This window comes from Zhihengliuella alba, from assembly GCF_039538765.1.
Lineage (GTDB): Bacteria > Actinomycetota > Actinomycetes > Actinomycetales > Micrococcaceae > Zhihengliuella > Zhihengliuella alba.
In genome coordinates this window covers 855,567-880,941 of record NZ_BAABCJ010000001.1, presented here as the reverse complement: position 1 = coordinate 880,941, position 25,375 = coordinate 855,567, and the positions used below count along the sequence as shown (strand labels likewise).

Annotated in this window: 27 protein-coding genes; 15 read left to right on the top strand and 12 right to left on the bottom strand. The window is 70.2% G+C overall.

Annotated elements, in window-relative coordinates; all coding sequences use genetic code 11:
• The first annotated feature begins 31 nt into the window (after window positions 1-31).
• The 5 genes from ABD784_RS03915 (at window position 32) to ABD784_RS03895 (ending at window position 7,108) form a co-directional block, all read left to right on the top strand.
• On the top strand, window positions 32-1,552 hold the full coding sequence (locus ABD784_RS03915; protein WP_344880214.1) for an ABC transporter permease: 1,521 nt from the start codon (window positions 32-34) through the stop codon (window positions 1,550-1,552).
• Window positions 1,549-2,601, top strand: a complete 1,053-nt coding sequence (locus ABD784_RS03910) for an ABC transporter permease (RefSeq protein WP_344880211.1) — start codon at window positions 1,549-1,551, stop codon at window positions 2,599-2,601. Before ABD784_RS03915 ends, ABD784_RS03910 begins: the two co-directional genes overlap by 4 nt.
• Before the next feature lie 2 nt (window positions 2,602-2,603).
• Window positions 2,604-4,298, top strand: a complete 1,695-nt coding sequence (locus ABD784_RS03905; protein WP_344880208.1) for an ABC transporter ATP-binding protein — start codon at window positions 2,604-2,606, stop codon at window positions 4,296-4,298.
• 168 nt (window positions 4,299-4,466) lie between these two features.
• Window positions 4,467-6,374 carry a translational GTPase TypA gene (gene typA, locus ABD784_RS03900; protein WP_344880205.1) on the top strand — a complete coding sequence of 636 codons (1,908 nt, stop codon included), beginning with the start codon at window positions 4,467-4,469 and terminating at the stop codon, window positions 6,372-6,374.
• A gap of 278 nt (window positions 6,375-6,652) precedes the next feature.
• On the top strand, window positions 6,653-7,108 hold the full coding sequence (locus ABD784_RS03895; protein ID WP_344880202.1) for a hypothetical protein: 456 nt from the start codon (window positions 6,653-6,655) through the stop codon (window positions 7,106-7,108).
• A gap of 6 nt (window positions 7,109-7,114) precedes the next feature.
• Here ABD784_RS03895 and ABD784_RS03890 read toward each other — a convergent pair whose 3' ends face one another.
• Window positions 7,115-7,621, bottom strand: coding sequence for a helix-turn-helix domain-containing protein (locus tag ABD784_RS03890; RefSeq protein ID WP_344880199.1), 507 nt, complete (start codon window positions 7,619-7,621; stop codon window positions 7,115-7,117).
• Window positions 7,622-7,696: 75 nt separating this feature from the next.
• A complete protein-coding gene (locus ABD784_RS03885; RefSeq protein WP_344880196.1) occupies window positions 7,697-7,942 on the bottom strand; it encodes a hypothetical protein in 246 nt (81 codons plus the stop codon).
• A gap of 167 nt (window positions 7,943-8,109) precedes the next feature.
• On the opposite strand from ABD784_RS03885, the gene fdxA reads away from it, so the two are divergent.
• From fdxA to ABD784_RS03870, 3 genes are all read left to right on the top strand, one after another.
• Window positions 8,110-8,433 carry a ferredoxin gene (gene fdxA, locus ABD784_RS03880; protein WP_344881298.1) on the top strand — a complete coding sequence of 108 codons (324 nt, stop codon included), beginning with the start codon at window positions 8,110-8,112 and terminating at the stop codon, window positions 8,431-8,433.
• A gap of 6 nt (window positions 8,434-8,439) precedes the next feature.
• Window positions 8,440-9,549 carry a succinyldiaminopimelate transaminase gene (gene dapC / locus ABD784_RS03875; protein ID WP_344880193.1) on the top strand — a complete coding sequence of 370 codons (1,110 nt, stop codon included), beginning with the start codon at window positions 8,440-8,442 and terminating at the stop codon, window positions 9,547-9,549.
• Between the two features lie 133 nt (window positions 9,550-9,682).
• The gene (locus ABD784_RS03870) at window positions 9,683-10,966 is read left to right on the top strand and encodes a citrate synthase (protein ID WP_344880190.1); all 1,284 of its coding nucleotides are present in this window, start codon (window positions 9,683-9,685) and stop codon (window positions 10,964-10,966) included.
• Between the two features lie 102 nt (window positions 10,967-11,068).
• Here the strand turns inward: ABD784_RS03870 and ABD784_RS03865 are convergent, their stop codons facing one another.
• Window positions 11,069-11,974 (bottom strand): hypothetical protein, encoded by a 906-nt coding sequence (locus ABD784_RS03865; protein ID WP_425582916.1) that lies wholly within the window; start codon window positions 11,972-11,974, stop codon window positions 11,069-11,071.
• A gap of 34 nt (window positions 11,975-12,008) precedes the next feature.
• Window positions 12,009-12,953: a 2,3,4,5-tetrahydropyridine-2,6-dicarboxylate N-succinyltransferase gene (gene dapD, locus ABD784_RS03860; protein ID WP_344880187.1), complete on the bottom strand. Its 945-nt coding sequence runs from the start codon at window positions 12,951-12,953 to the stop codon at window positions 12,009-12,011.
• Window positions 12,954-12,993: 40 nt separating this feature from the next.
• On the opposite strand from dapD, the gene dapE reads away from it, so the two are divergent.
• The gene (dapE, locus tag ABD784_RS03855) at window positions 12,994-14,121 is read left to right on the top strand and encodes a succinyl-diaminopimelate desuccinylase (RefSeq protein WP_344880184.1); all 1,128 of its coding nucleotides are present in this window, start codon (window positions 12,994-12,996) and stop codon (window positions 14,119-14,121) included.
• Between the two features lie 49 nt (window positions 14,122-14,170).
• Here dapE and ABD784_RS03850 read toward each other — a convergent pair whose 3' ends face one another.
• The 4 genes from ABD784_RS03850 to ABD784_RS03835 form a co-directional block, all read right to left on the bottom strand.
• Window positions 14,171-15,052: an amino acid ABC transporter permease gene (locus ABD784_RS03850; protein ID WP_344880181.1), complete on the bottom strand. Its 882-nt coding sequence runs from the start codon at window positions 15,050-15,052 to the stop codon at window positions 14,171-14,173.
• Entirely contained in the window at window positions 15,049-15,729 is a 681-nt protein-coding gene (locus ABD784_RS03845; RefSeq protein ID WP_309080106.1) for an amino acid ABC transporter permease, read from the bottom strand. Before ABD784_RS03845 ends, ABD784_RS03850 begins: the two co-directional genes overlap by 4 nt.
• Before the next feature lie 85 nt (window positions 15,730-15,814).
• Window positions 15,815-16,657: a glutamate ABC transporter substrate-binding protein gene (locus ABD784_RS03840; protein WP_344880178.1), complete on the bottom strand. Its 843-nt coding sequence runs from the start codon at window positions 16,655-16,657 to the stop codon at window positions 15,815-15,817.
• Window positions 16,658-16,728: 71 nt separating this feature from the next.
• Window positions 16,729-17,448, bottom strand: coding sequence for an amino acid ABC transporter ATP-binding protein (locus ABD784_RS03835; protein ID WP_425582928.1), 720 nt, complete (start codon window positions 17,446-17,448; stop codon window positions 16,729-16,731).
• Between the two features lie 176 nt (window positions 17,449-17,624).
• On the opposite strand from ABD784_RS03835, the gene ABD784_RS03830 reads away from it, so the two are divergent.
• The 3 genes from ABD784_RS03830 to ABD784_RS03820 all read left to right on the top strand — a co-directional run bounded on the left by ABD784_RS03830 (window position 17,625) and on the right by ABD784_RS03820 (window position 19,095).
• On the top strand, window positions 17,625-18,461 hold the full coding sequence (locus ABD784_RS03830) for an LOG family protein (protein ID WP_344880172.1): 837 nt from the start codon (window positions 17,625-17,627) through the stop codon (window positions 18,459-18,461).
• 4 nt (window positions 18,462-18,465) lie between these two features.
• Window positions 18,466-18,762 (top strand): DivIVA domain-containing protein, encoded by a 297-nt coding sequence (locus ABD784_RS03825; RefSeq protein ID WP_344880169.1) that lies wholly within the window; start codon window positions 18,466-18,468, stop codon window positions 18,760-18,762.
• A 165-nt stretch (window positions 18,763-18,927) separates the two neighbouring features.
• On the top strand, window positions 18,928-19,095 hold the full coding sequence (locus ABD784_RS03820; protein ID WP_309080102.1) for a DUF3117 domain-containing protein: 168 nt from the start codon (window positions 18,928-18,930) through the stop codon (window positions 19,093-19,095).
• Window positions 19,096-19,172: 77 nt separating this feature from the next.
• On the opposite strand, the gene ABD784_RS03815 is transcribed toward ABD784_RS03820, so the two are convergent.
• Window positions 19,173-19,805 carry an O-methyltransferase gene (locus ABD784_RS03815; RefSeq protein WP_344880166.1) on the bottom strand — a complete coding sequence of 211 codons (633 nt, stop codon included), beginning with the start codon at window positions 19,803-19,805 and terminating at the stop codon, window positions 19,173-19,175.
• A 153-nt stretch (window positions 19,806-19,958) separates the two neighbouring features.
• Here ABD784_RS03815 and sigE point away from each other — a divergent pair, with 153 nt between their 5' ends.
• From sigE to ABD784_RS03800, 3 genes are all read left to right on the top strand, one after another.
• Window positions 19,959-20,561 (top strand): RNA polymerase sigma factor SigE, encoded by a 603-nt coding sequence (gene sigE / locus ABD784_RS03810; RefSeq protein WP_344880163.1) that lies wholly within the window; start codon window positions 19,959-19,961, stop codon window positions 20,559-20,561.
• Between the two features lie 8 nt (window positions 20,562-20,569).
• Window positions 20,570-21,685 (top strand): zf-HC2 domain-containing protein, encoded by a 1,116-nt coding sequence (locus ABD784_RS03805; protein ID WP_344880159.1) that lies wholly within the window; start codon window positions 20,570-20,572, stop codon window positions 21,683-21,685.
• A gap of 83 nt (window positions 21,686-21,768) precedes the next feature.
• Entirely contained in the window at window positions 21,769-22,257 is a 489-nt protein-coding gene (locus tag ABD784_RS03800; protein WP_344880156.1) for a Sec-independent protein translocase family protein, read from the top strand.
• A 90-nt stretch (window positions 22,258-22,347) separates the two neighbouring features.
• Here the strand turns inward: ABD784_RS03800 and ABD784_RS03795 are convergent, their stop codons facing one another.
• From ABD784_RS03795 to ABD784_RS03785, 3 genes are read right to left on the bottom strand one after another with little or no spacing between them, the layout of a single operon-like run.
• On the bottom strand, window positions 22,348-23,475 hold the full coding sequence (locus ABD784_RS03795; protein ID WP_344880153.1) for an Mrp/NBP35 family ATP-binding protein: 1,128 nt from the start codon (window positions 23,473-23,475) through the stop codon (window positions 22,348-22,350).
• Complete coding sequence (locus ABD784_RS03790; protein ID WP_344880151.1) at window positions 23,472-24,095, bottom strand: DUF1003 domain-containing protein; 624 nt, start codon at window positions 24,093-24,095, stop codon at window positions 23,472-23,474. The genes ABD784_RS03795 and ABD784_RS03790 overlap by 4 nt, the downstream gene beginning before the upstream one ends.
• The gene (locus ABD784_RS03785) at window positions 24,088-25,368 is read right to left on the bottom strand and encodes a magnesium transporter MgtE N-terminal domain-containing protein (protein ID WP_344880148.1); all 1,281 of its coding nucleotides are present in this window, start codon (window positions 25,366-25,368) and stop codon (window positions 24,088-24,090) included. The genes ABD784_RS03790 and ABD784_RS03785 overlap by 8 nt, the downstream gene beginning before the upstream one ends.
• Between the last annotated feature and the right edge of the window lie 7 nt (window positions 25,369-25,375).

The following is a 25,375-nucleotide window of genomic DNA, read 5'->3' as shown; positions in this document are numbered from 1 at the left end:
GGCCCCGCGGGTATGAAAGGGACGACTTCAAGTGCTCAAATTCATCATCCGGAGGCTCGGCGCCGCGATAGGCATCCTGTTCGGCGCCTCCCTCCTGCTCTACGTACTGGTCATCAACTCGGGCGATCCCCTGGAAGACCTGCGGGAGAGCAACGCCGAGAACCGTGAGTATCTGATGCAGCAGCGCATCGAGTTCATGAACCTCGACGTGCCGTGGTACCAGCGCTACTGGGACTGGCTCGTGGGGGTCGGCAAGTGCTTCGCCCTCCAGTGCGACCTCGGGACGAACCGCTCCGGCGTGTCCGTGGACAGCCTGCTCGCCCTCGCGGCCAGCTCGACGCTCCGCCTGGTCCTGCTGGCGACGATCCTCGCGCTCATCGTCGGCATCGCGATCGGCATCCTGACCGCCATCCGGCAGTACTCCGGTCTGGACTACGGCGTCACCTTCGCCACGTTCCTCTTCTTCTCGCTGCCCGTCTTCTGGGCGGCGGTGCTGCTCAAGGAGTACATGGCGATCGGCTACAACGACTGGCTGCGCGATCCCGACTTCACGCTCCAGCAGATCCTGGTGATCGCCGCGCTCGCCGGCTTCCTCATGCAGGTATTCCTCGCCGGCAGTCTCCGGCGCCGCATCATCACCTTCGCGGCGACCGCGGTCTTCATCGGTGCCGCCCTGCCCACGCTGCTGGCCCTGGGCTACTTCCGGGAGCCCCGGCTCGGCTTCATCGGCGTGGCGGTGCTCACGTTCGCCGTCGCGCTCAGCGCCACGGCGATGTCCGTCGGCCTCAAGACCAAGAAGGTGCTCTACCCGGCGCTCATCACGGCCGCCCTGGTCAGCGTCCTCCAGATCGTCCTCGTCAACGTCTTCGTCTACTACATGAACTGGTGGATCATGGCCGCCGGCCTGGTCCTGGCGTTCGTGATCCCGTGGTTCATCGGGCGCTCCATGGGCGGCCGCTACAAGGACCTCGCCGCAGGGGTCAGCATGATCACCGGCGTCGTCGGTGCGGGGCTGACGGTCCTGGACCACTTCTTCCGCAGCTGGCCCGGGTTCCTGGACCTGAAGCCGCGCCCCATCTCGACGATCGGCTCGCAGACGCCCAACTTCGCGGGCGGCTTCTGGGAGACCGCGCTCGACTACGGCACCCAGCTGGTCCTGCCCACCATCCTGCTGACCGTCATCTCCCTGGCCAGCTACAGCCGCTACACCAGGGCCTCCATGCTCGAGGTCAGCCGCCAGGACTACATTCGCACGGCCCGCTCGAAGGGACTGCCCGAGCGGACCGTCATCTTCCGGCACGCGTTCCGCAACGCGCTGATCCCGATCGCCACCATCGCGGCCTTCGACTTCGCGGCCCTGATCGGCGGCGCGGTGATCACGGAGACCGTGTTCGGGTGGAAGGGAATGGGGGAGCTCTTCATCACCGGGCTCAACCAGGTGGACCCGGCGCCCGTGATGGCGTTCTTCCTGGTCACCGGCACCGCGGCCATCCTCTTCAACCTGCTGGCCGACATCTTCTACGCAATTCTGGACCCGAGGATCAGGGTATGAGCATCGACAAGAACATGAACGCGCCCCAGAGCGGCGATGTCTACTCGCTGGCCGAGGCTGAGGACGCCGCCCTCCTGGCGAAGGACACCCAGTCCCTCTCCCAGGGCCAGCTCGTCCGGCGGCGCTTCGTCGCCCACAAGGGAGCGATGATCTCGCTCGGCGTGCTGATCTTCATCACGCTCTTCGCCTACACGTCCGTGGGGTTCGCCGGGATCCCGGGGTGGTGGGGCAAGAGCTACCTGGACGCGGCGACCACGGTCGACGGCGGCCGGCCCACCCTCGGCCTGATCCCGCAGTGGCTCGGCGGCTCCGGCATCGCCTGGGGCGAGCACCCCTTCGGCCAGGAGAACACGGGCAAGGACTACTTCGCGCTCGTGATGCGGGGGACCCAGAAGTCGATCATCATCGGCGTGGTCGTGGGCATCGTGGCCACGACCATCGGCGCCGTCATCGGCGCCGTGGCGGGTTACTTCCGCGGCTGGGTGGACTCCATCCTGATGCGCCTGACCGACCTCTTCATCGTCATCCCGCTGCTGGTCCTGGCCGCGGTCCTCGGCCAGATCGCCGGCAACCTGGGCGGATCGATCATCACCCTCGCAGTCGTCCTCGGACTCGTGACCTGGACCGGCCTGGCCCGTCTGGTGCGCGGCGAGGTCCTCTCGCTGCGCGAACGCGAGTTCGTCTCCGCCGCGCAGGCGATGGGCGCCGGCTCCGGACGCATCATCTTCAAGCACCTGCTGCCGAACACCATCGGCGTGATCGTCGTCAACGCGACCTTCGCGATCGCCAGCGCCATCCTGCTGGAGAGCTCCCTGAGCTTCCTCGGCTTCGGCGTCCAGCCGCCCGAGTCGTCGCTGGGCCTGCTCATCAGCCAGTACCAGAACGCGTTCACCAACCGCCCGTGGCTGTTCTGGTGGCCCGGCATGATCATCCTGGCCATCGCCCTCTCCGTGAACTTCATCGGCGATGGCCTCCGCGATGCGTTCGACCCCCGCCAGAGCCGCAAGCACAAGCGCGGACTCTTCGGCCTCACGAAAGCGAAGGGCTGACCATGAACAGCAACCCCTCACCCGGAACCGGCCATGAGCGGCGCGGCGACGCCGCCCTCGGCTTCACCGATCTGGACGTCCGGTTCACCACCGAGTTCGGAGGCGTCCACGCCGTCAAGGGACTCACCCTCGAGGTGGCCCGCGGCGAGGTCGTCGCCCTCGTCGGCGAGTCCGGATCCGGCAAGTCCGTCACCTCGACGGCGGCTATGGGCCTGCTCCCGGAGAACGCGTCCGTCACCGGCGAGGCGCGCGTGGGCGGCGTCAACGTCGTCGGACTGGACTCCGAGAAGGTGCGCCGGATGCGCGCCACGAAGATCGCGATGATCTTCCAGGAGCCCATGACCGCGCTCAACCCGGTCCTGACCATCGAGCGGCAGATGACCGAGGCACTGGAGCTGCACGACATCGCCTACGGCCAGGACGCCACGGCGCGGGCGGTCGAGCTCCTGCAGCTCGTCGGCATCCCCGATCCGGAGCGGCGGATCAAGCAGTACCCGCACCAGTTCTCGGGCGGGCAGCGCCAGCGCATCGTCATCGCGATCGCGATCTCCTGCGACCCCGAGGTGATCATCGCCGACGAGCCGACGACGGCCCTCGACGTGACGGTCCAGGCGGACATCCTGGACCTGCTGCGCCGGCTCAAGGACGATCTCGACGTCGGGATCCTGCTGATCACGCACAACATGGGCGTGGTCGCCGACCTGGCCGACCGCGTGGCGGTCATGTTCCGCGGGCAGCTCGTCGAGACCGGCAGCGTGGACGCCGTCCTGAACCGACCGGAGCATCCCTACACCCGCAAGCTCCTCGAATCGGTGCCCAAGCTCAGCCAGGTGGACCTGCGCGAGGCCTACACCGACGCCCCCGAGGACCCCTTCCGCGAGCTCGTGCTGGAGGCCAAGGACCTGGTCCTCGAGTACGAGATGCGCGGCAAGCGGTTCCGCGCCGTGGAGGACGTGTCCTTCTCCGTGGGCCGGCAGGAGATCCTCGGGGTAGTCGGCGAGTCCGGCTCCGGCAAGTCGACGGTCGCTAAGGCCGTCCTCGGCCTGCTCCCGATCGCCAGCGGCACGCTCGCCGTGCGCGGCCGCGACCTCGCCCAGCTGCGTCCCCGGGAGGCCAAGGAGGTCCGCCGGAAGATCGGCGTGGTCTTCCAGGACCCGGCGGCCTCGCTCAACCCGCGGTTCCCGATCGGCGACTGCATCGTCGAGCCGATGGTGATCCACAAGGTGGGGGACCGGAAGAGCAGGATGGAGCGCGCCCAGGAGCTCCTCGACGCGGTCCGCCTCCCGCGCGACGTGGTCAACCGCTACCCGCACGAGCTCTCCGGCGGCCAGCGCCAGCGCGTCTCCATCGCCCGCGCGCTGACGCTGCAGCCCGAGCTGCTGATCGCGGACGAGCCGACGTCGGCCCTCGACGTCTCCGTCCAGGCGGCGGTGCTAGAGATGATCAAGGAGCTCCAGGCGCAGTACGAGTTCGCGTGCCTCTTCGTGAGCCACGACCTCGCCGTGGTCGACATGCTGGCCGACCACGTCGTCGTCATGAAGGACGGCCACGCCGTGGAGCGGGGGAGCACCAACTACGTCCTGCACCACCCGCAGAACGACTACACCCGGCGCCTGCTCGCGGCCGCCCCGGTCCCGGAGCCGGCGGAGCAGCGCGAGCGCCGCGAGGCGCGTCGGGAGCTGCTCGCCCAGGGCTGACGGACGCCCGGGAATCCGGGTCTGAGCAGGGCGAACAGGACGACGGCGGGGCGCCGGAACGTGCCGAATGGCACGGGGCGCGCCGCCGTCGTGCAACTTTCGACTAGAATGGAGATGTCTGGGCCCTCCGCGCGCCCGCTCCCTCTATTTTAAGCGAGTCTTCTACGCATGACTGAAACCATCACCCGGCGCGATAATCTTCGCAACGTCGCCATCGTGGCGCACGTCGACCACGGAAAGACCACGCTCGTCGACGCGATGCTCGGCCAGACCGGTGCCTTCTCGTCCCATGGCGAGACCGAGGACCGCGTGATGGATTCGGGCGAGCTCGAACGCGAGAAGGGCATCACCATCCTCGCCAAGAACACCACGGTGTTCTACTCCGGCCCCGCGGCCAACGGCGAGGAAATCCTCATCAACGTCATCGACACGCCCGGCCACGCCGACTTCGGCGGCGAGGTCGAGCGCGGCCTGTCCATGGTCGACGGCGTCGTCCTCCTCGTCGACGCGTCCGAGGGCCCGCTGCCGCAGACGCGCTTCGTCCTCGGCAAGGCCCTGGCCGCCAAGCTGCCCGTGATCCTCGTGGTCAACAAGACCGACCGTCCGGATGCCCGCATCGACGGCGTCGTCTCCGACACCATGGACCTGCTCCTGGGCCTGGCCTCGGACCTCGCGGACGATGTGCCGGACCTCGACCTGGACTCCGTCCTGGACCTGCCCGTGGTCTACGCGTCCGGCAAGGCCGGCCGCGCCTCCACCGTGCAGCCCGGCGACGGCCAGCTGCCGGACAGCGAGGACCTCGAGCCCCTGTTCGAGACGATCCTCAAGCACGTCCCGGCCCCGACGTACACGCCGGGCGAGGTCCTGCAGGCGCACGTGACCAACCTCGACGCCTCGCCGTTCCTCGGCCGTCTGGCGCTGCTGCGCATCTTCAACGGCACCCTCCGCAAGGGTCAGCAGGTCGCCTGGGCCAAGTCGGACGGCACCATGTCGCACGTGAAGATCACCGAGCTCCTCGCCACCAAGGGCCTCAGCCGCGTTCCGGCCGAGGAGGCCGGGCCCGGCGAGATCGTCGCCGTGGCCGGCATCGAGGACATCATGATCGGCGAGACCCTCACCGACTACGACAACCCGAAGCCCCTGCCGCGCATCACCGTGGACCCGCCCGCGATCTCCATGACCATCGGCATCAACACGTCGCCGCTGGCCGGCAAGGTCAAGGGCGCCAAGGTCACCGCCCGCCAGGTCAAGGACCGCCTCGACAAGGAGCTCGTCGGCAACGTGTCGCTGCGCGTGCTGCCGACCGAGCGCCCCGACGCCTGGGAGGTCCAGGGCCGCGGCGAGCTGGCGCTGGCCATCCTCGTCGAGCAGATGCGCCGCGAGGGCTTCGAGCTGACCGTCGGCAAGCCGCAGGTCGTCACCCGCGAGGTCGACGGCAAGATCCATGAGCCGATGGAGCACATGATCATCGACGTCCCCGAGGAGTTCCTCGGCGCCGTCACGCAGCTCATGGCCGGCCGCAAGGGCCGCATGGAGGGCATGACGAACCACGGCACCGGCTGGGTCCGCATGGAATTCGTGGTCCCCGCCCGTGGCCTGATCGGCTTCCGCACCAAGTTCCTCACGGAGACCCGCGGAGCCGGCATCGCCAGCTCCTACTCCGAGGGCTACGAGCCGTGGGCCGGCCCCATCGAGTACCGCACCAACGGCTCCATGGTCGCCGACCGCGCCGGTGTGGTGACCCCGTTCGCCATGATCAACCTGCAGGAGCGCGGCAAGTTCTTCGTGAAGCCGACCTCCGAGGTCTACGAGGGCATGATCGTCGGCGAGAACTCGCGCGCCGACGACATGGAGGTCAACATCACCAAGGAGAAGAAGCTGACGAACATGCGTTCGGCGGCCGCCGACTCCTTCGAGAACCTGACCCCGCCGCGCATCCTCACCCTCGAGGAGTCCCTCGAGTTCGCCCGCGAGGACGAGTGCGTGGAGGTGACCCCGGAGGCCATCCGCATCCGCAAGGTCATCCTCAACGCCAGCGAGCGCGCCAAGGCCGCCCGCTCCCGCGCGCGCGTCTGATCCGCGCCCTCCCGCAGGGAGGGCCCGCGGGGCCGTCCGCCGTCGTCGGAGCACGACGCCGGGCGGCCCCGCCGCGCTGCACCGCCGACGCCCCGTCGCCGCACCCGCGGCGGCGGGGTGTCGCCCGTGGGCCGCGGGAGCGGTGGAGGACTCGAACGACGGCGTAGAATCTCGTCGAACCACGGCACGGAATCACTGCACACCACGGAGTCACTGCACACCACGGAGTCACTGCACACCAGCCCGGCACAACGGCCCGACACGACCGGAGGACCCCCATGTCCGCACTGCACACCGACGGATCCGAACCGGCGACCGCCCGGCCCGGCGGGCAACGCCTGGCCGGCACCGTCTCGGCGATCGTCTGCTCGGTGATCGCGGCGCTCCTCGCTGCCGTCCTGGGGACCCTCCTGCACGCCCAGATCCTCTACGTCCAGGACCTGCCCGTCCCGTGGGGCGCCGTGGCAGCGCTGGTCCTGGCCGGCGCGGCGGCGGTGGTGGCGGCGACGTACTCCGGCCGGCTGTGGGCGGCCGCGCTCACGGGCGCGCTCACCTACGGGGTGGTCGCCCTGGTCACCTTCGACACGGACAACTGGTTCATCGTCTCCTGGGCGCAGCACCACGCCATGCCCGGACCCGCGCTGGCCGGCGCCCTGTGGGTCTACGGGCTGGTGGCCTCCACGGTGGCGGCGCTGCTCATCGCGGCGCGGGCGCTGCGCGGCGGCGCCCGGTAGGGCGGGTCAGCCCGCCGTCTGGTCCAGGTGGTGGGCGATGAACAACGACGTCGCCACGCCGTCCTCGTCCGGCTGGCGCAGCGCGTAGTCGGAGACGAGGGCGGTGATCTTCTCGATCAGCTCGCGCTGGTTCTCCGGGCTGAGCTTCAAGCCGATGCGCATGATCTGGATCTCGTCCGGCGTCAGGCCCTCGATCTCCTGGAGGAACGTGTCCACCAGGACGGGGGCGGCGTCCGGGATCTTGGTGCCCCAGGACATCCGGGTCGCACGGTAGGGGACCTCCTTGGCCCCCCGCTTGCCGCGGCGGGGCTCCTCCGCCTCGAGGAAGCCGTTGGCCAGCAGGGTGCGCACGTGGTGCAGGGAGGTCGCCGGGTTGACGTCCAGCAGGTCGGCGATCTCCTTGTTGGTGCGCGCCTTGTGCAGGCACAGCCGAAGGATGCGCAGGCGCAGGGGTGAGCTCAGGGCGCGGGCGCGGGCCTGCATCTCCTCATCGGTTCCCTTGGCGGAAGACATGCCGTCAAGCATACGGGAGGAAGCGGGCAGTGATTGGTCTTCTCAAACCGCACGGCGGGGCAGGTGCTGCCGGCGTCAGCGCCGGCGCGGCGGGGGAGGGGGGACCCGCTTGGCGTGTGTGACCGCGGCGAGCGGGACCGCGACGACCCCGTGGCGGGTCTCGATCCTGATCACGGGTCCCTCGGGCCCGCCCTCGTCGACGCCCCGGCAGGTGCCCAGGGCGTCGGAGAGAGTCGAGCCGTCCGTCCCCGGCTCCGCGAGCCGGTAGCGCACCACCAGCCGTTCACCCACGGCAACGTCGCGTAATGAACGGATCTGCATGTCACGAGTTTAACGCCATGTGAGCCTCGAGACGGCCGCTGCTCGGCGGCCGGGGAAAAGGTCTAAGCTGGGAGGCAGTGTCATCGCGTGCAGCCGACGCTCCTCGGGAGTGCCCGGAGCCACGCGTGCAGAAGCTCTCGATCTCAGTTAGGAAGGCACCGGGTTCCGTGACCTACATCATCGCCCAGCCGTGCGTGGACGTTAAGGACAAGGCCTGCATCGACGAATGCCCCGTCGACTGCATCTACGAGGGCGAGCGCTCCCTGTACATCCACCCGGACGAGTGCGTCGACTGCGGCGCCTGCGAGCCGGTGTGCCCCGTCGAGGCCATCTACTACGAGGACGACGTCCCGGACGAGTGGGCCGACTACTACAAGGCGAACGTCGAGTTCTTCGAGGAGATCGGCTCGCCCGGCGGCGCCGCCAAGCTCGGCAACACCGGCAAGGACCACGCGCTCATCTCGGCGCTGCCCCCGCAGAACCAGGACTGATCCGGCGTGCTGACGCTGCCGGACTACCCCTGGGAATCCCTCCGGCCCTACCGCGAGCGAGCGGCCCGGCATCCCGACGGCACGGTGGACCTGTCCATCGGCACGCCCGTGGATCCGACGCCGCAGCTGGTCCAGGCCGCGCTCGCGGCCGCCGCCGACGCACCGGGCTACCCGACGACCCACGGCACGCCGGCCCTGCGGGAGGCGATCGCCGACTGGTACGCGCGCCGCCGGCGCGTTCCCGGGCTTGACCCCGAGCACATCATGCCGACGGTCGGCTCGAAGGAGCTGGTCGCGTGGCTGCCGCTGTTGCTCGGGCTGGGGGCCGGCGACGTCGTTGTCCGCCCCGTGGTGGCCTACCCGACCTATGACATCGGTGCCCGGCTCGCCGGCGCCGAGTCGGTCGCCGCGGACTCGCTGGAGGACCTGGACGAGGACATCCGCCGCCGCGTGAAGCTCGTGTGGGCCAACTCGCCCGGGAACCCCACCGGCATCGTCCGTAGCGTCGCCGAGCTCAAGGCCGTCGTGGACGACGCGCGCCGGCTCGGCGCCGTCGTCGCCTCCGACGAGTGCTACGCCGAGCTCGGCTGGGGCGCGTGGGAGGACGGGGTCCCCGGGATCCTGGAGGACGCCGTCAGCGGCGGCGACCTAACGGACCTGCTCAGCGTCTACTCGCTCTCCAAGCAGTCCAACCTGGCCGGCTACCGAGCGTCGTTCGTCGCCGGCGCGCCGAACCTGATGGCCACCCTCGTCAACACCCGCAAGCACGCCGGCATGATCGTGCCGTTCCCCGTGCAGGAGGCCATGCGCGTGGCCATCGGGGACGATGCCCACGTCGCGGCGCAGAAGGACCTCTACCGGGGCCGCCGCCAACGGCTCGAGCCGGCGCTGGAGTCCTTCGGCCTCCGCATCGAGCACTCGGAGGCCGGGCTCTACCTGTGGGCGACCGCGGGAGGGGGCACCTGGGACACCGTCGGACGCCTCGCGGACCTCGGGATCGTCATCGGACCTGGCAGTTTCTACGGCGCCGCGGGGGAGGGGTACGTCCGCCTGGCGCTGACCGCTCCGGACGAGCGGATCGACGCGGCCGTCCGCCGACTGGGCGCCACCGCTTGACCGTTTTGTGGCGGGTCGACAGATAACCCGATTAGAAATGTGGTGAGTCCGACAGGTACCGTGTTGCCTGATTAAGGCCGGCGCGGCACCATGCCCACGCCGAACCACCTTCACTCCGAACCAAGGAGAGGTCATGACGGAACAGAATTCCGCACGCCTGGCGTTCGATGGCGCAGAGCTCGAGCTGCCGGTCGTCCCGGCGGTCGAGGGCAATGCCGGCTTCGACATCGCACCACTGCTGAAGACCACCGGGAACGTCACCTACGACCCGGGCTTCATGAACACGGCCGCCACCAAGTCGGCCATCACCTACATCGACGGCGACGCCGGCATCCTGCGCTACCGCGGGTATCCAATCGACCAGCTGGCCCAGAACTCCAGCTTCCTGGAGACCTCCTACCTCCTGATCTACGGCGAGCTCCCGACTCCGGCCCAGCTGGAGGAGTTCGACCACCGGATCCGCCGCCACACCCTCCTCCACGAGGAGCTCAAGGGCTTCTTCGGCAGCTTCCCCCGCGACGCGCATCCGATGCCCGTCCTCTCCTCCGCCGTGTCCGCGCTCTCGACCTGGTACCAGGATTCCCTGGATCCGTTCGACGACGAGCAGGTGGAGCTCTCCACGACCCGCCTGCTGGCCAAGGTCCCGGTGATCGCCGCCTACGCCTACAAGAAGTCGATTGGCCAGGCGCTGCTGTACCCGGACAACTCGCACAACCTGGTCGAGAACTTCATGCGGCTCACCTTCGGCATCGCCGCCGAGCCGTACGACATGGACCCGGAGCTGGTCCGGGCCCTCGACCTGCTGCTGATCCTGCACGCGGACCACGAGCAGAACTGCTCGACGTCGACCGTCCGCCTGGTCGGCTCCTCGAACGCCAACCTCTTCGCCTCCGTCTCCGCCGGCATCAACGCCCTCTTCGGCCCCGCCCACGGCGGCGCCAACGAGGCCGTGCTGAAGATGCTGCGCCGCATCCAGGCCGACGGCATCTCGCCGGAGGACTTCATGGAGAAGGTCAAGAACAAGGAGGACGGCGTCCGGCTCATGGGCTTCGGGCACCGTGTCTACAAGAACTACGACCCGCGCGCGAAGATCATCAAGCAGACCGCGCACGACATCCTGGGCAAGCTCGGCGGCAACGACGAGCTCCTCGACATCGCCATGCGCCTCGAGGAGAAGGCCCTCGCCGACGAGTACTTCATCGAGCGCAAGCTGTACCCGAATGTCGACTTCTACACCGGCCTCATCTACAAGGCGATGGGCTTCCCGGAGCAGATGTTCACGGTGCTCTTCGCCATCGGCCGCCTGCCGGGCTGGATCGCCCAGTGGCGCGAGATGATGCAGGACCCCAAGCTCAAGATCGGCCGCCCCCGGCAGATCTACACGGGCGAGCCGGAGCGCCAGTTCCCCACCCGCTGACACGAGCCCGGCGGCCGGATCCCCGGCCGCCGGGTGGAGTGCAGAGAGCCGCGACCCCGCACCGGGTCGCGGCTCTCGTGCGTCCGGTGGCGGGCGCCCGCGTCAGTCGTCGGTGGCGAGCGTGATGACGACGGCGTCGGCGGGCGCCTCGGGCGCGCGGCCGGCCACCGCCGTGGAACCGGCATCGCCAACCGCGACCCACTGGCCGGTCGCCCGCTCCCAGACGCGGCCGTCCGCCTGCACGGCCACGATGTGCTCGGCCGCGGCCTGTGCCACCGCCCAGTGGGCGACGACCCACGCCTCGCGCCCGGTGGCGGGCACCACGACGCGGCCGGGCTCGGCCGTCGCGGCCAGGCCCAGGTGGGCGTCGAGGGCGCCGGCGACGGCCTGTGCGTCCCCGGCGCCCTCGGCCGGCCGGAGCGTGCAGGTCAACGCGCCGGGGGAGTGCCCCGTCAGGGCGGAGGCGAAGGCCCGGGCCATCGGCTCGTGCTGCGCGTACGCCTCCGGGAAGGCGCTGCGCTGGACCCTCTGCGCGGCCTGGGTCACGCGCATCGAGGCGTAGTCGAACGTCGCGAGCTCCTGGAAGAACCGGTTCGCCGCGTAGACCGGGTCCATGACCTGCGCCTGCGTGCCCCAGCCCTGGGACGGCCGCTGCTGGAACAGACCGCGCGAGTCGGGGCCGGCCTCGTCGCCGTAGTCGATGTTGCGCAGCTTGGACTCCTGCATGGCCGTGGCCAGGCCGATCGTGGCGGCCCGGGCCTGCATCCCGCGGCGGACGGACGTCCCGGCCACCAGGGCCGCGTTGGCGGCCTGGTCCGGCGCGAGCGACTGGTTGAGCATCTCACCGGGCCGCTCCGGATCCGGTACCACGGCGGTGCAGCGCTCGCGGACGAACTGCCGCGAGTCCGTGGCCCAGTTGACGGCGGCCACCACGCCGGCGACGAGAACGGCGACGCCGAGGATCACTGTCAGGCAGGATCCCCAGCGCCGCCGTCGTCGGTTCTTCACCGTGGTCCGGATGACGTCAGTGCCGCGAGCGCGGTCAGTTGGCGTGGAGGGCGGAGTTCAGCTCCACGGTCTGCCCGGCGCGGGCGAGCGCCTCGACGGCGCCCGTGGTCGAGTTGCGGCGGAAGAGGAGGTTCGGGACGCCGGAGAGCTCCAGTGCCTTGACCACCCGGCCGTCGACGGCCACGCGGGTGCCGGCGGTGACGTAGAGGCCCGCCTCGACCACGCAGTCGTCGCCGATGGAGATGCCCACGCCGGCGTTGGCGCCGAGCAGCACGCGTTCGCCGATGACGATCTTCTCCTTGCCCCCGCCGGAGAGGGTCCCCATGATCGAGGCGCCGCCGCCGACGTCGGACCCGTCGCCCACCACGACGGAGGCCGAGATGCGCCCCTCGACCATGGAGGTGCCGAGCGTGCCGGCGTTGAAGTTCACGAAGCCCTCGTGCATGACGGTGGTGCCCTCCGCCAGATGGGCTCCCAGGCGGACGCGGTCGGCGTCGGCGATGCGCACCCCCGCGGGGACGACGTAGTCGACCATGCGCGGGAACTTGTCCACGCCGTAGACCGTCACCGGTCCGCGGCGGCGCAGCTTCAGGCGGGTGGTCTCGAAGCCCTGGACCTGGCAGGGGCCGAAGCTGGTCCACACCACGTTCGCGAGGTGCGCGAAGATTCCGTCGAGGTTGATCGTGTTCGGGGCGGTCAGACGGTGCGAGAGCAGGTGCAGGCGCAGCCACACATCGGCCGGGGTGGTCGGTGCGGCGTCGAGATCGGCCTCGACCGAGACGACCTCCTGGGTGGTGCCGCGGTCGGCGTCGTCGGCGACGGCGGCGGAGAGCTCGGTGGTCAGGTCCTGGGCCTGGTCGAGGGGGCCGAGCGCCGGGGCCGGGAACCAGACGTCGAGGACGGTTCCGTCGGCCGCAACCGTGGCGAGGCCGTGGCCGGCGGCGAGGCGCGGGGAAGCGGTGGGTGCTGCAGAAGTCATGCACCCATCCTAGGGGCGCACCCGACGATAGGCTGGATGCGTGACACACTCTGAAACCGCCGCATCGGCGCCCGTGGAACTGGACCTGGCCGGCGACGTCGCGCTCCTGACGGAGCAGCTGATCAACATCGCCTCGGTCTCCGACGACGAGCGGCCGCTGGCCGATGCCGTCGAGGCCGCCCTCGCCGCCCTGCCGCACCTGACGGTCCACCGCGACGGGGACTCCCTGGTGGCCCGCACGGAGCTGGGCCGGCCCGAGCGGATCATCCTGGCGGGGCACCTGGACACCGTTCCGCTGCCCACCTCGGAGGGCTCCCGTGGGACGGTCCCGGCGAGCTGGACGGCCGACGAGCGCGGCGACGTCCTCTACGGGCGCGGTGCGACGGACATGAAGGGCGGCGTCGCCGTCCAGCTCGCGTTGGCGGCGGCTCTCGCGGACCCGAACCGGGACGTCACCTACGTCTTCTATGACCACGAGGAGGTCGAAGGCTACAAGTCCGGCCTCGGCCGGCTCTACCGCAACGCGCCGGAGCTGCTCGGCGGTGACTTCGCCATCCTGCTCGAGCCGACGAATGGCACCGTGGAGGGCGGCTGCAACGGCACCATCCGCTTCCGCGTCACCACGCACGGCAGGGCGGCGCACTCCGCGCGCGCCTGGATGGGGGAGAACGCGGTGCACGGCATGGCGGACGTCCTGACCCGGCTCGCCGTGCACCGGCCGGTCACGGTCGACGTCGACGGCCTCGCCTACCGGGAGTCCCTCAACGCCGTCCGCATCTCGGGCGGCATCGCTGGCAACGTCATCCCCGACCACTGCGAGGTCGAGATCAACTACCGCTTCGCCCCGGACAAGGGCCCGGACGACGCGGAGGCCTACGTCCGCGCACTCCTGCCGGGCTACGAGCTGGAACGGACCGACGCGGCAGCCGGGGCGCGCCCCGGCCTGACGCACCCGGCGGCGGCGGCCTTCGTGGCCACCGTGGGCCAGGAGCCGAAGCCCAAGTACGGGTGGACGGACGTCTCGCGGTTCTCCGAGGCCGGCGTCCCGGCGGTGAACTTCGGTCCGGGTGACGCGCTGCTGGCGCACACCGACGACGAGCACGTCCCGGCGCAGGCGGTCCGCGACTGCTACTCCGCGCTGCACCGCTGGCTCACCGCCCCGGCGTAGTCCCCGGCGGCGACCGCCGGGGACTACGCCCAGGACGCCCCGGCCCTGGTCAGACCGTGGCGGTGGTTCCCAAGGTCTGGTCCGCGCCCGGGGTGTCGTCGTCCGTGGCGCTGGCCTTCGCGCGGCGCCGGGCCACGCGGGTCGAGACCCACTGAGCGAGGTAGGTCAGCGCGAAGTTGATCAGGATGAAGATCGCTGCAACGACCACCAGTGCCTGGAAGACATTGGCGTTGCCGGTGCCCACCAGCCGGCCGCTGAACAGCAGCTCGTTGTAGTTGATGATCGCGCCGAGTGCGGAGTCCTTCAGGATGACCACGAACTGCCCGAGCAGCGCCGGCATCATCGCCACCAATGCCTGCGGCACCTCGACGAGGCGAAGCGATTGGCCGCGGGTGAGGCCGATGGCGATGCCGGCCTCGCGCTGGCCCTTGGGCAACCCGTGCACGCCCGACCGGACCAGCTCCGCGACGACAGAACCGTTGTAGAGCGTCAGTGCGAGCACCACCGCGACGAAAGGAGCGTCGCCGGAGGGGACGATGCCCATGCGGCCGAAGAAGATCCAGAAGAAGATCATCATCAGGAGCACCGGCACTGCGCGGAAGAATTCCACGATGACCGAGCTGACGCCGTTGATGAGCTTGTTCTGCGCGAGCCGGCCCATGCCGAACACCAGGCCGAAGACCAGCGATGCGACGATCGCGATGGCGGCCGACTTCAGCGTGTTCACCAGACCTGGCAGGAGATAGTTCTCCCAGGTCCCCGACTGCGCAAAAGAGGTCCACTTCGCAGCGTCGAGCTGGCCGAAATCGGCGAGGACCTTGAGCACCCACGCCAACAGGGCGAGGACGGCCACAACGCCGAGAATATTGGCGATCAGGATGCGCCGCCTGGCCCGGGGGCCAGGGGCGTCGAATAGGACGGACCCGCTCATCGTGCCACCGCCAGCTTCTTGGAGAGGTACGTCGTCAGCATGCCGACCGGGAGCACCACGATCACGAAGAACACGGCGACGGTCAGGAAGATCGGGATGCCCACGTCCGGCCGGAACTCCATCATCACCTTCATGGTGCCGGAGATCTCGGCGACGGAGCCGGCCGTTGCGACCGTCGAGTTCTTGATCAGTGCGATCAGGACGTTGCCGATCGGAGCGATCGCACCCCGGAAGGCCTGGGGGAGGATCACGATGCGCGCCGCAGGGAGGAAGCTCAGCCCGATCGCGCGGGCCGCCTCAGCCTGGCCGAGCGGCACCGTATTCACGCCGGAGCGAATGGCCTCGCAGAAGAAGGCCGCGTGGTAGATCGTCAGGCCGATGATGGCGATCCGGAAGAAGTTCAGGTTGAAGTCGGACGCCAGAGTGACCCGGAAGACTCCGAAGAGGACCAGCACGCCGAACGTGAGGATGATGGTCAGAGGGGTGTTACGGAAGATGTTGACGTACGCAGCGCCCGCCCAGCGGAGGCTGGGCACGGGGGAGATGCGCATGAGCGCCAGCAGCGTGCCCAGCAGGAACGACGCGATTGCCGCCCAGAAAGTCAACTGCAGGTTGGTCCAGAACGTGGACAACATCTGTCCGCCGTAGGTTTCCCAGAGGGAAAGGTAGGCATCCACGGCCTAGCTCCTTTGCGGTCGGGTCTGACGCGAACCGGCGGCCCGGCATCCGCCCGGCCGCCGGTTCGCGTTCATCATTCGAGGACTACGCGCAGGCGTCCGGCGTCGGCGGGTTGAGCTCGGAGTTCGGCTCGTAGCCGGTGCCCTCGGTGTTGGCCTTGAGGGCCTCCTCCCAGGCGCCTTCCTCGATCATCTTGGTGATCGCGGCGTTGACGTCCTCGCAGATGTCGTTCTCCTGGGGGAGACCGACGCCGTAGCGCTCCTCGGAGAACGTGTTGCCGACGACCTTGAACTTGCCCTGATTGGCCTCGGTGGCTGCGAGGCCGGCGAGGATGATGTCGTCCGTGGTGATCGCGTCGATGCTGCCGGTCTCCAGCAGTCCGAGGCAGTCTGCGTAGCCGCCCTGCTCCACCAGGTTGATGCCCGGGTGCAGGTCCTTCAGCTTCGTCGCCGACGTGGAACCGGTGACGGAGCAGAGCTGCTTGCCCTCGAGGTCCTCGGGACCCGAGATCGAGTCCTCGTCCGCCCGGACCAGGAGGTCCTGGCCGGCCACGAAGTACGGTCCCGCGAACGCCACACGCTCCTTGCGCTCGTCGGTGATGGAGTAGGTCGCGAAGATCATGTCGACGCCGTTCGTCTCCAGGAGCGTCTCGCGGTTCGCCGACGGGGCGGAGACCCACTCGATCTGGTCCTCGGAGTAGCCGAGCTCGTTCGCGACGTACTTGGCGACGTCGACATCGAAGCCCGTGTACTCCGAGCCCTCCTGGAAGCCGAGCCCCGGCTGGTCGAACTTGATGCCGATGCGGACGGACTCGTCGCCCTCGCCGCCGCCGCCCTCGCCGCCACCGGCGTCAGAGCCGCCGCAGGCGGACAGGGTCAGCGCAGCGACGGCCGCCATGGACGCCAGCGCGATGCGGTTCTTGCGCATGTTGTTCTCCTTGTGTCTGGCCGGTGTCTCCGGCAGTCATGAAATCCGGCGCCTGCCGGAGGCGATGGGTGCTAGTTGGTGATGAGTTTGCCGAGGAAATCCTTGGCGCGGTCGGACTGGGGGTTCGTGAAGAACTCCTGCGGAGCCGCCTGCTCGACGATCGCGCCGTCGGCCATGAAGACCACACGGTCGGCCGCCTTGCGGGCGAAGCCCATCTCGTGCGTCACGACGATCATGGTCATGCCCTCCTGGGCGAGGCCGACCATCGTGTCCAGCACCTCCTGGATCATTTCCGGGTCCAGGGCGGAGGTGGGTTCGTCGAAGAGCATGACCTTCGGCCGCATCGCCAGGGCGCGGGCGATGGCCACGCGCTGCTGCTGACCGCCGGAGAGCTGTGCGGGAAGCTTGTCCTTCTGGTTCGCCACCCCGACGCGGGTCAGCAGCTCCATCGCGAGCTTCTCCGCCTCGTCCTTGCGCATGCCCTTGACCTTGATCGGCCCCAGGGTGACGTTCTCGAGGATCGACTTGTGGGCGAAGAGGTTGAAGGACTGGAAGACCATGCCGACGTCGGCGCGCAGCCGGGCCAGAGCCTTGCCCTCCTCGGGCAGCTTCACCCCGTCGATGTAGATGGCGCCGTCATCCACCGGCTCCAGCCGGTTGATGGTCCGGCAGAGCGTGGACTTCCCCGAGCCGGAGGGGCCGAGCACCACGACGACCTCGCCGCGCGCGACCTCCAGCTCGATGTCCTGGAGGACGTGCAGCGGCCCGTAGTGCTTGTTGACCTTCTCCATGCGGACGACCGGGCCGGCGGCTTCGGCGCCCCTGCCTGTGTCAGTTGCGTTCATGGGAGAGACACTACTGGATGTAACCGGTACCACAAGGGTGGGAGGGCCCGTTCACAAGGGGAAATTTACCGCATTGCAATGTAAAGCCCGGCCGCGCCCGTTTCGCCCCGTAGGCTGGACGCATGGCTAAGCACCACATCTCGGCCGCTGACTTCGACTCGGTACCGGACCCCGCCCGCCGCAAGGGCTCGGTCGTCCTCCGGCGTGCCCGCGCCGAGACCCGCCAGTCGGATCAGATGCTGTTCCAGACTCCGCGGGACACGACGTTCGTGCACTCCGATCCGTGGCGCGTGCTGCGGATCCAGAGCGAGTTCGTCGAGGGCTTCGGCACGCTCGCCGAGCTGGGCCCGACCATCTGCGTCTTCGGTTCGGCCCGGACCCACCGCGACTCCGCGGAGTACCGGACGGCGGAGCAGATCGGGCGCCTCCTCGTCGAGCACGGCTTCGCCGTCATGACCGGCGGCGGCCCCGGCGCCATGGAGGCCGCCAACCGGGGCGCCATGGAGTCCGGCGGCACGTCGGTCGGCCTCGGCATCGAGCTGCCCTTCGAGACCGGCCTGAACGAGTACGTCGACATCGGCATCAACTTCCGCTATTTCTTCGCGCGGAAGACGATGTTCCTGAAGTACTCCCAGGGATTCATCGTCATGCCCGGCGGGTTCGGCACCCTCGACGAACTGTTCGAGGCGCTGACGCTCGTCCAGACCGAGAAGGTCACGAACTTCCCGATCGTCCTCTTCGGGTCGGCGTTCTGGTCACCGCTCCTCGACTGGCTCAAGGGCACACTCCTGGAGCAGGGGACGATCTCGGAGGAGGACCTGGACCTCTTCCACCTCACGGACGACCCGGACGACGCCGTCGAGTGGGCCACCGCCTTCCTGCGCGCGGCGGCGCAAGGGGAGGAAGACGCCCAGCAGCAGCGGGGTTCCGAGGAGGCCCGGCGGCTGGGGCCGCAGTAGGACCATGGCGTACGCACTCCTGTTCCTCGCCGTCCTGGTCCTCGGCGCCACGGCGCTGCTCGTCTTCGGCCGGGGCCGCGCCGCCGCCGCGGCCGGGGCCGGTCTCGACGAGGCTCCGACGTCGCTGCCACCGGTGTTCCTGCCTGAGCGGCCGCGGGAGGCCGACATCCGGGCAGTGCGCTTCTCGCTCGGCTTCCGCGGCTACCGCTGCGACCAGGTCGACGACGTCCTGGACGCCCTCTCGGGCGAGATCGAGCGCCTCAATGCGTGCCTCGAGAGCGAGCGAAACCGCTGTGATTAGCACCACGGGACGAAGTTCGGAATAATGTGAAAGGCAGATTGAAGGGGACTGCAGGTCGGAGGGGCGGCGCGCAGGCACCGAACCGCCGGCCCGTTCGATTCCGTTCGATCCACCACTTGGCGGGGCCGCAGGGGTTCCGTCTGTCGAGAGAGGAAGTCAGCACCGATGGCTGCGATGAAACCGCGTACCGGCGACGGCCCCATGGAGGTCACCAAGGAAGGCCGGAGCCTCATTATGCGCGTGCCGATCGATGGCGGGGGGCGTCTCGTGGTGGAACTCAACGCCGACGAGGCGGCCGAGCTCAAGGAGTGCCTGGTCGGCATCACCGAGTAGCCGGCCGGTGAGACCAGGGAAGAGCGGTGGGGATCGAGGCAGTGGCCTCGATCCCCACTGCCGTCCTCGCGGTCCCGTCAGCGCTTGACGGCCAGGAGCACGCCGGTGCCCGTCGGGAGCATCGAGACCATCAGGTCCTCGCGGTCGCGCAGCAGGCGCGAGGCCTGGCGTGCCGCCACGGTCCCGGGCTGGCGCACCGCCGGCAGCGGGACCTTGTCCATGTCCAGGGCGTCGTTGAGAACCAGCATGCCGCCGCTGCGCAGCAGCCGCACGCCGTGCTCCACGTACTCCACCAGATGCGTCTTGTCCGCGTCGAGCAGGACGAAGTCGTAGGCCGCGGTGGTGAGGCGGGGCAGGACGTCGCGCGCCCGGCCGGCGATCGTCCGCGTGCGCGAGGCCGGCACGCCGGCCTCGGCGAAGGCCTGCCGGGCCGCGTCGAGATGGTCCACGTCGACGTCGATCGTCGTGAAGACGGTCTGGGCGGAGAACCCGCGCAGAAGGCTCACTCCGGAGACTCCGGCGCCGGTCCCGACCTCGACGGCGGTGCGGGCGCGCGACTGCGCCGCCAGGACCGTCAGGAGGCCGGCCGTCCCGGACGTCACGGCGCGCACGCCGAGCTCGTACGCCCGCTCCCGTGCCCGCATCAGCACCTCGTCCTCCAGCGGCAGCGCCTCGGAATAGGACCAGCTGCTGTGCTTGTCGGTGCTCATCGGCGGGTGCAACATCCTTCGGGGTCGGGGCGGTCGACGGCGGCACGGGTGCGTTCCTGGGCCGCGAACCATCACAGTTTAGCGCCGGCCGCCCGGAGCGCGCGCCGGGCCGGTATACAGACATTTCTCAGTGACGGATGGCACCATTGAAGCGTGAACTATTCACCAGTCCAGTCCGACTCCGCGGCGGCAGAACCCGAGGGCGTGCCCAGCTGGGAGACCATCGTGGAGGAGCACTCGTCGCAGGTGTACCGGCTGGCGTACCGACTCACCGGGAACGCCCCTGACGCCGAGGACCTGACCCAGGAGACTTTCGTCCGGGTCTTCCGCTCCCTCCACACCTTCACCCCCGGCACCATCGGCGGGTGGCTGCACCGCATCACCACCAACCTCTTCCTCGACCAGGCGCGCAGGAAGAGCCGCATCCGCTTCGACGCGCTGGCCCCGGACGCCGAGTCGCGTCTAGCCGGCCGCGAGCCCGGGCCGGAGCGCACCTTCGAGCACAACAATCTCGACGTCGACGTCCAGCGCGCCCTGGACGCGCTGCCCGCGGACTTCCGCGCCGCCGTCGTGCTCTGCGACCTCGAGGGCTTCTCCTACGAGGAGGTCGCCGCGGCGCTCGGCGTCAAGCTCGGCACCGTCCGCTCCCGCATCCACCGCGGCCGTGCACTGCTCCGGGACCGCTTGGAGCACCGCAATCCGCGCCGCAAGACTCCGACCATGACGCTCCCGCGGGTGAAGCGGGCCGTCTCGTAGGCATCAGCATGCATCGAACCGAACGTCTCCTCGAGCCGTACATCGCAGGCGAACTGCCCACCCGGCGCTCGCACAAGGTGGAGAACCACCTGAGCGAGTGCGCCGACTGCCGGCTCGAACTGGCCACGCTCCGCCGTCGTCGCCTCCGCGCCGAGCGGCTCCGCCACGCAGCCGCGCGCTCCGTGCCCGGCTTCGGCGTCGCCGGGCCGCCCGCCGCACTGGTCGCCGGCGCCTCCGAGCAGCGGGGCCGCCGCGAGGGAGGCGCCGCAGTGATCCCCGGACGCGCGCCCCATCGGCCGGACCCGGCGGACGCTGCGCCGTCCGCCGGGGACCGGGCCCGCTGGACGAGGCCCCTCGGAACGGACCACGCCGGCGGACAGCCTCGACGACGCCGCGTGGCGTTGCCGATGCTCGGACTCACCCTGCTCTGCTCCCTCATCGCCGTGCTCGCGGCCGCCTGGACGGTCGGCGGAGCCCCGGGTCCCGCTGCGGCCGATGCCGCCGCATCCGGCGGTGAGGGCGCCCTCTGGGGAGAGGAGGGGACCGAGCTGGACCCGGCGACCGTCGTCCGCCTCCAGAACAGCGGGTGGAACCTGCCGGACCTGTCCGCCATGGACTACCGGCCCGTGCGTGCGCTCGGATTCGCCGTGGACGGCCAGCCCCGGGTCGAGCTGACCTACGAGGGACCGGCCGGGACGATCGCCCTGGTCGAGCGACGCAAGGAGGAAGCGGAGACGACCGCCTCCGACCCGTCGGTGGCGGCGGATGCCTCCCGGCTCGCGGCCGATGCCGCCGAGCCGCTCGAGGGCGGCGAACCCGGCGGGGCCGGCCTGGACGAGGCCGCCGCCCCGAGCTTCGGCCTGCACGGGGTTCTGGTGCAGCACGCCGTCGCCCCGGTGTCCCCGACGGCCCGCCGGCTCGAGGGGGAGAGCTCGTCCATCGACACCCCGGACGCCGTGTACACGCTGACGGTGCCGGACGGCGGACCGCGCGAGGCGGTGCTGAACCGGGTCGTGCTCACCGAGTACTCGCAGCTCGACCACGCTCCGGCGGCCGAGGACGATGCGCTCTCGCGGCTCGCCCGCGGCTTCGCCCGCATGGGCCTGCTCGATGCGCTCCGCTAGCCCCGCCGCCCGGTCCGCCGTCCGGCCGCGACATGGGCGGGCGCGGGTACGGGCTGCGAGGGCGGAACAGGTAGTCTCATAGCGTGTTTGGAATCAACGGTGGCGAGTTCCTGATCCTCGCGTTGCTAGCGGTGCTCGTGCTGGGCCCGGACAAGCTGCCCGGCTATGCACAGCAGCTCGCCGAACTGGTGAAGAACGTCCGCCGGATGGCCCAGGGCGCCAAGGAGCAGCTCCGCGACGAGGTCGGCGACGATATCGCGGACATAGACTGGCGCAAGCTGGACCCGCGCCAGTACGATCCCCGCCGGATCATCAAGGAGGCGCTCCTCGACGACTTCGAGGACGCGGCCCGGGCCGCCAGGGAGACCCCGCAGGCCACCGCGCGGAAGTCCATCCCCTCGGCCGGCACGGCCGGCGCAGCCCGCACGGCTCCCGCGAACCGCGCGATCACCGGCAACCAGGCGGCGGGAGCGATCGGTGGCGCAGCCGCCCTCGGCGGGGCCGCCGCGCTGGGCACGATGAGCCGTCTCGCCCCCGGCGATCCGGCCCCCTTCGACGTCGAGGCGACCTGACCCGACGGGACGCTCGCACCTTCGGCGAGCACGGAGCGGACCCCCGGTGCCGGACGGACCGACGTGCCAGATGCCCGCGACCGCGCTCTCCTAGCGCGGCGTGACGTCCAGCCGGAGCCCGGCCAGCCCGCGCGGGCGGTGGGCCAGGCGGTGGGCGATCCCGCGGATCTCCCGCGAGGCGGCCGAGTCGGGCCGCCCGACGACGATCGGGACGCCGGCGTCCCCGCCCTCGCGGAGCTCCGGTTCCAGCGGCACGGATCCCAGCAGCGGCACCTCCGCGTCCAGTCGGTCGCGCAGCCGCTGGGCCAGTGCCGCGCCGCCGCCGGAGCCGAACGGCTCCATCCGCGTCCCGTCCGGGAGCTGCAGCCAGGACATGTTCTCCACCACGCCGACCACCTCCTGGCCGGTCGTCTCGGCCACGGCGCCGGCTCGCTCGGCCACCTCGGCGGCGGCCGACTGGGGAGTGGTCACCACGAGCAGCTGCGAACCGGGCAGCAGCTGCGAGACCGAGATGGCGATGTCGCCGGTGCCGGGCGGCAGGTCCAGCAGCAGGACGTCGAGATCGCCGAAGTGGACGTCCGTCAGGAACTGCTCCAGCGCGCGGTGGAGCATGGGTCCGCGCCACACCACCGGCTGGTTCCCCTCGACGAACATGCCGATCGAGATGACCTTCACCCCGTGGGCGACCGGCGGGAGGATCATCTCGTCCACGCGGGTCGGCGGCTGGGTGATGCCCATCAGGCCGGGCACCGAGAACCCGTGGACGTCCGCGTCGATCACGCCCACGCGCAGGCCGTCGGCCGCCATGGCGCACGCGAGGTTCACGGTCAGGCTGGACTTGCCCACGCCCCCCTTGCCACTGGCGACCCCGATGACCCGGGTGAGGCTGTTCGGCTGCGTGAAGGGCACCACGCGCGACTTGAGACCGTCCTTCAGGGCCTGGCGTTGCTCGGGCGTCATGACGCCGAGCTCGACCTCGACCGAGCGGATGCCGGGCACGCCCGTGCCGGCAGCCGTGACGTCCTCGACGATCGTGTTCCGCAGCGGGCACCCGGCGATGGTGAGCAGCACGTGCACGGCGGCCGAGCCGTCGTCGTACGCCTCGGCGGAGGCCACCATGCCCAGGTCGGTGATGGGCCGGCGCAGCTCCGGGTCCTGCACGGAACCGAGGGCCGCCGTGAGGCGGCGGGTGAGATCGGCGTCGACGGCGCGGTTCACGGCGTCTTCCCGGACGGGCCGGGGCCGGAGGGGTCGGCGCCGACCTGCGGGATCTGGGTCGTGGCGTCGGAGACCCGCTCGCGCCGCTTCGGGGCACGGCCGCGCAGCCGGATCTCCTCGCCGTCGTTCGACTCGAGCAGGTCCTCCAGCGCGCTGCGCAGCTCGCTGCGCACGTAGTCGCGGGTGGCGACGTCGCGCAGCGCGATGCGGAGGGCCGCGAGCTCGCGCGTCAGGTACTCCGTGTCGTGGAGATTCCGCTCGGCGCGCTTCCGGTCCTCGGTGAGGGACACCTTGTCGCGGTCGTCCTGCCGGTTCTGGGCGAGTAGCAGCAGGGGTGCCGCGTAGGACGCCTGCAGGGACAGCATCAGCGTCAGGGCGGTGAACCCGAGCGCGGCGTCGTCGAAGCGCCACTCGATGGGTGCCAGCGTGTTCCAGAGCAGCCACACCACGCAGAAGACCGTCATGTAGAGCAGGAACAGCGGGGTCCCCATGAAGCGGGCGAAGCCCTCGGTGGCGCGGCCGAACGCGTCCGGGTCCGGACGGAACCGGGGGCGGTGGCGGGCGGTGGCGGGAAGCGGGGTGTCGAGGGTGCGCTGGGGCCGCGTGCTCTTCTCAGCCATTCGCTGCCTCCTCCGCATCGTCGTTGGTCCGCCAGTCGTCCGGCAGCAGGTGGTCCAGCACGTCGTCGACGGTGACCGATCCGACCAGGCGCCCCTGGTCGTTGACCACCGGCAGGCTCGTCAGATTGTACGTGGCCAGCATCCTCGCCACATCCGCCACCGGTGCGAGATCGTTCACCGGCTCCAGATCAGTGTCGATGATGTTGCCGAGCGGCTCCGGCGGCGGCATCCGCAGCAGCGCCTGGATGTGCACCACGCCCAGATAGCGCCCCGTGGGCGTCTCCAGGGGCGGGCGGCACACGTAGACGGCGGACGCGGTCGCCGGGCTGAGCTCCTCCTGCCGGACGTAGGCGAGGGCCTCGGCGACCGTCGCCTCCGGCGGTAGGATGACGGGCACGGGCGTCATCAGCGAGCCGGCCGTGTTCTCCTCGTACTCGAGCAGGCGGCGGACGTCCTCGGCGCCGTCCGGCTCCATGAGCTGCAGCAGCGCCTCCTGCTGCTCGTCGGACAGCTCGTTGAGGAGGTCGGCGGCGTCGTCGGGGTCCATCTCCTCCAGGACGTCGGCGGCGCGCTCCATGTCCAGGGCGGAGAGGATCTGCACCTGCTCCTCGTCGGGGAGCTCCTGGAGGACCACGGCGAGGCGGTCGTCCTGCAGCTCGGCGGCGACCTCGAGCCGGCGCTTGTCCGACATCTCGTGGAGTGCCTCGGCGAAGTCGGCCGGCTTGAGCTCGTCGTGCGCCGCCACGAACTGGGTGGCCGCCTGCGGCTCCGAATCGTTGATGTGGAGGATCTCGTTCCACTCGACCACGACGCGCTCGCCGCGGGAGAGCCGCCGGAACGGCCGGAAGCCGGTGTCCCGATCGCCGCGGCGCACGTAATAGGAGGAAACGACCCAGTCGCCGTTGCGCAGCTGGTCCAGTCCGATGTCCTCGATCACGCCGGTGCCGGACCCGTCCTTGAAGGTGACGCGCTGGTCCAGCAGCTCGCCGACGGCCAGCCGCTCCGCGCCGCGCTTCTGGAAGCGGCGGAGGTTCACCAGACCCGAGCAGATGATCTGGCCGGCCTCGATGGCCTGCACGCGCGTGACCGGCACGAAGACGCGGCGCTTCCCCGGGACCTCGACGAGCAGACCCACGGTGTGCGCGGGTTTGCTCGGCCCGCGGTCGACGACGACGACGTCGCGCAGGCGGCCGAGGCGGTCGCCGAGCGGGTCGAAGACGTCGAGGCCGAGCAGACGGGCGACGAATACCTTGGTGGTCAGGGAGCTGCTCATGCCCTCA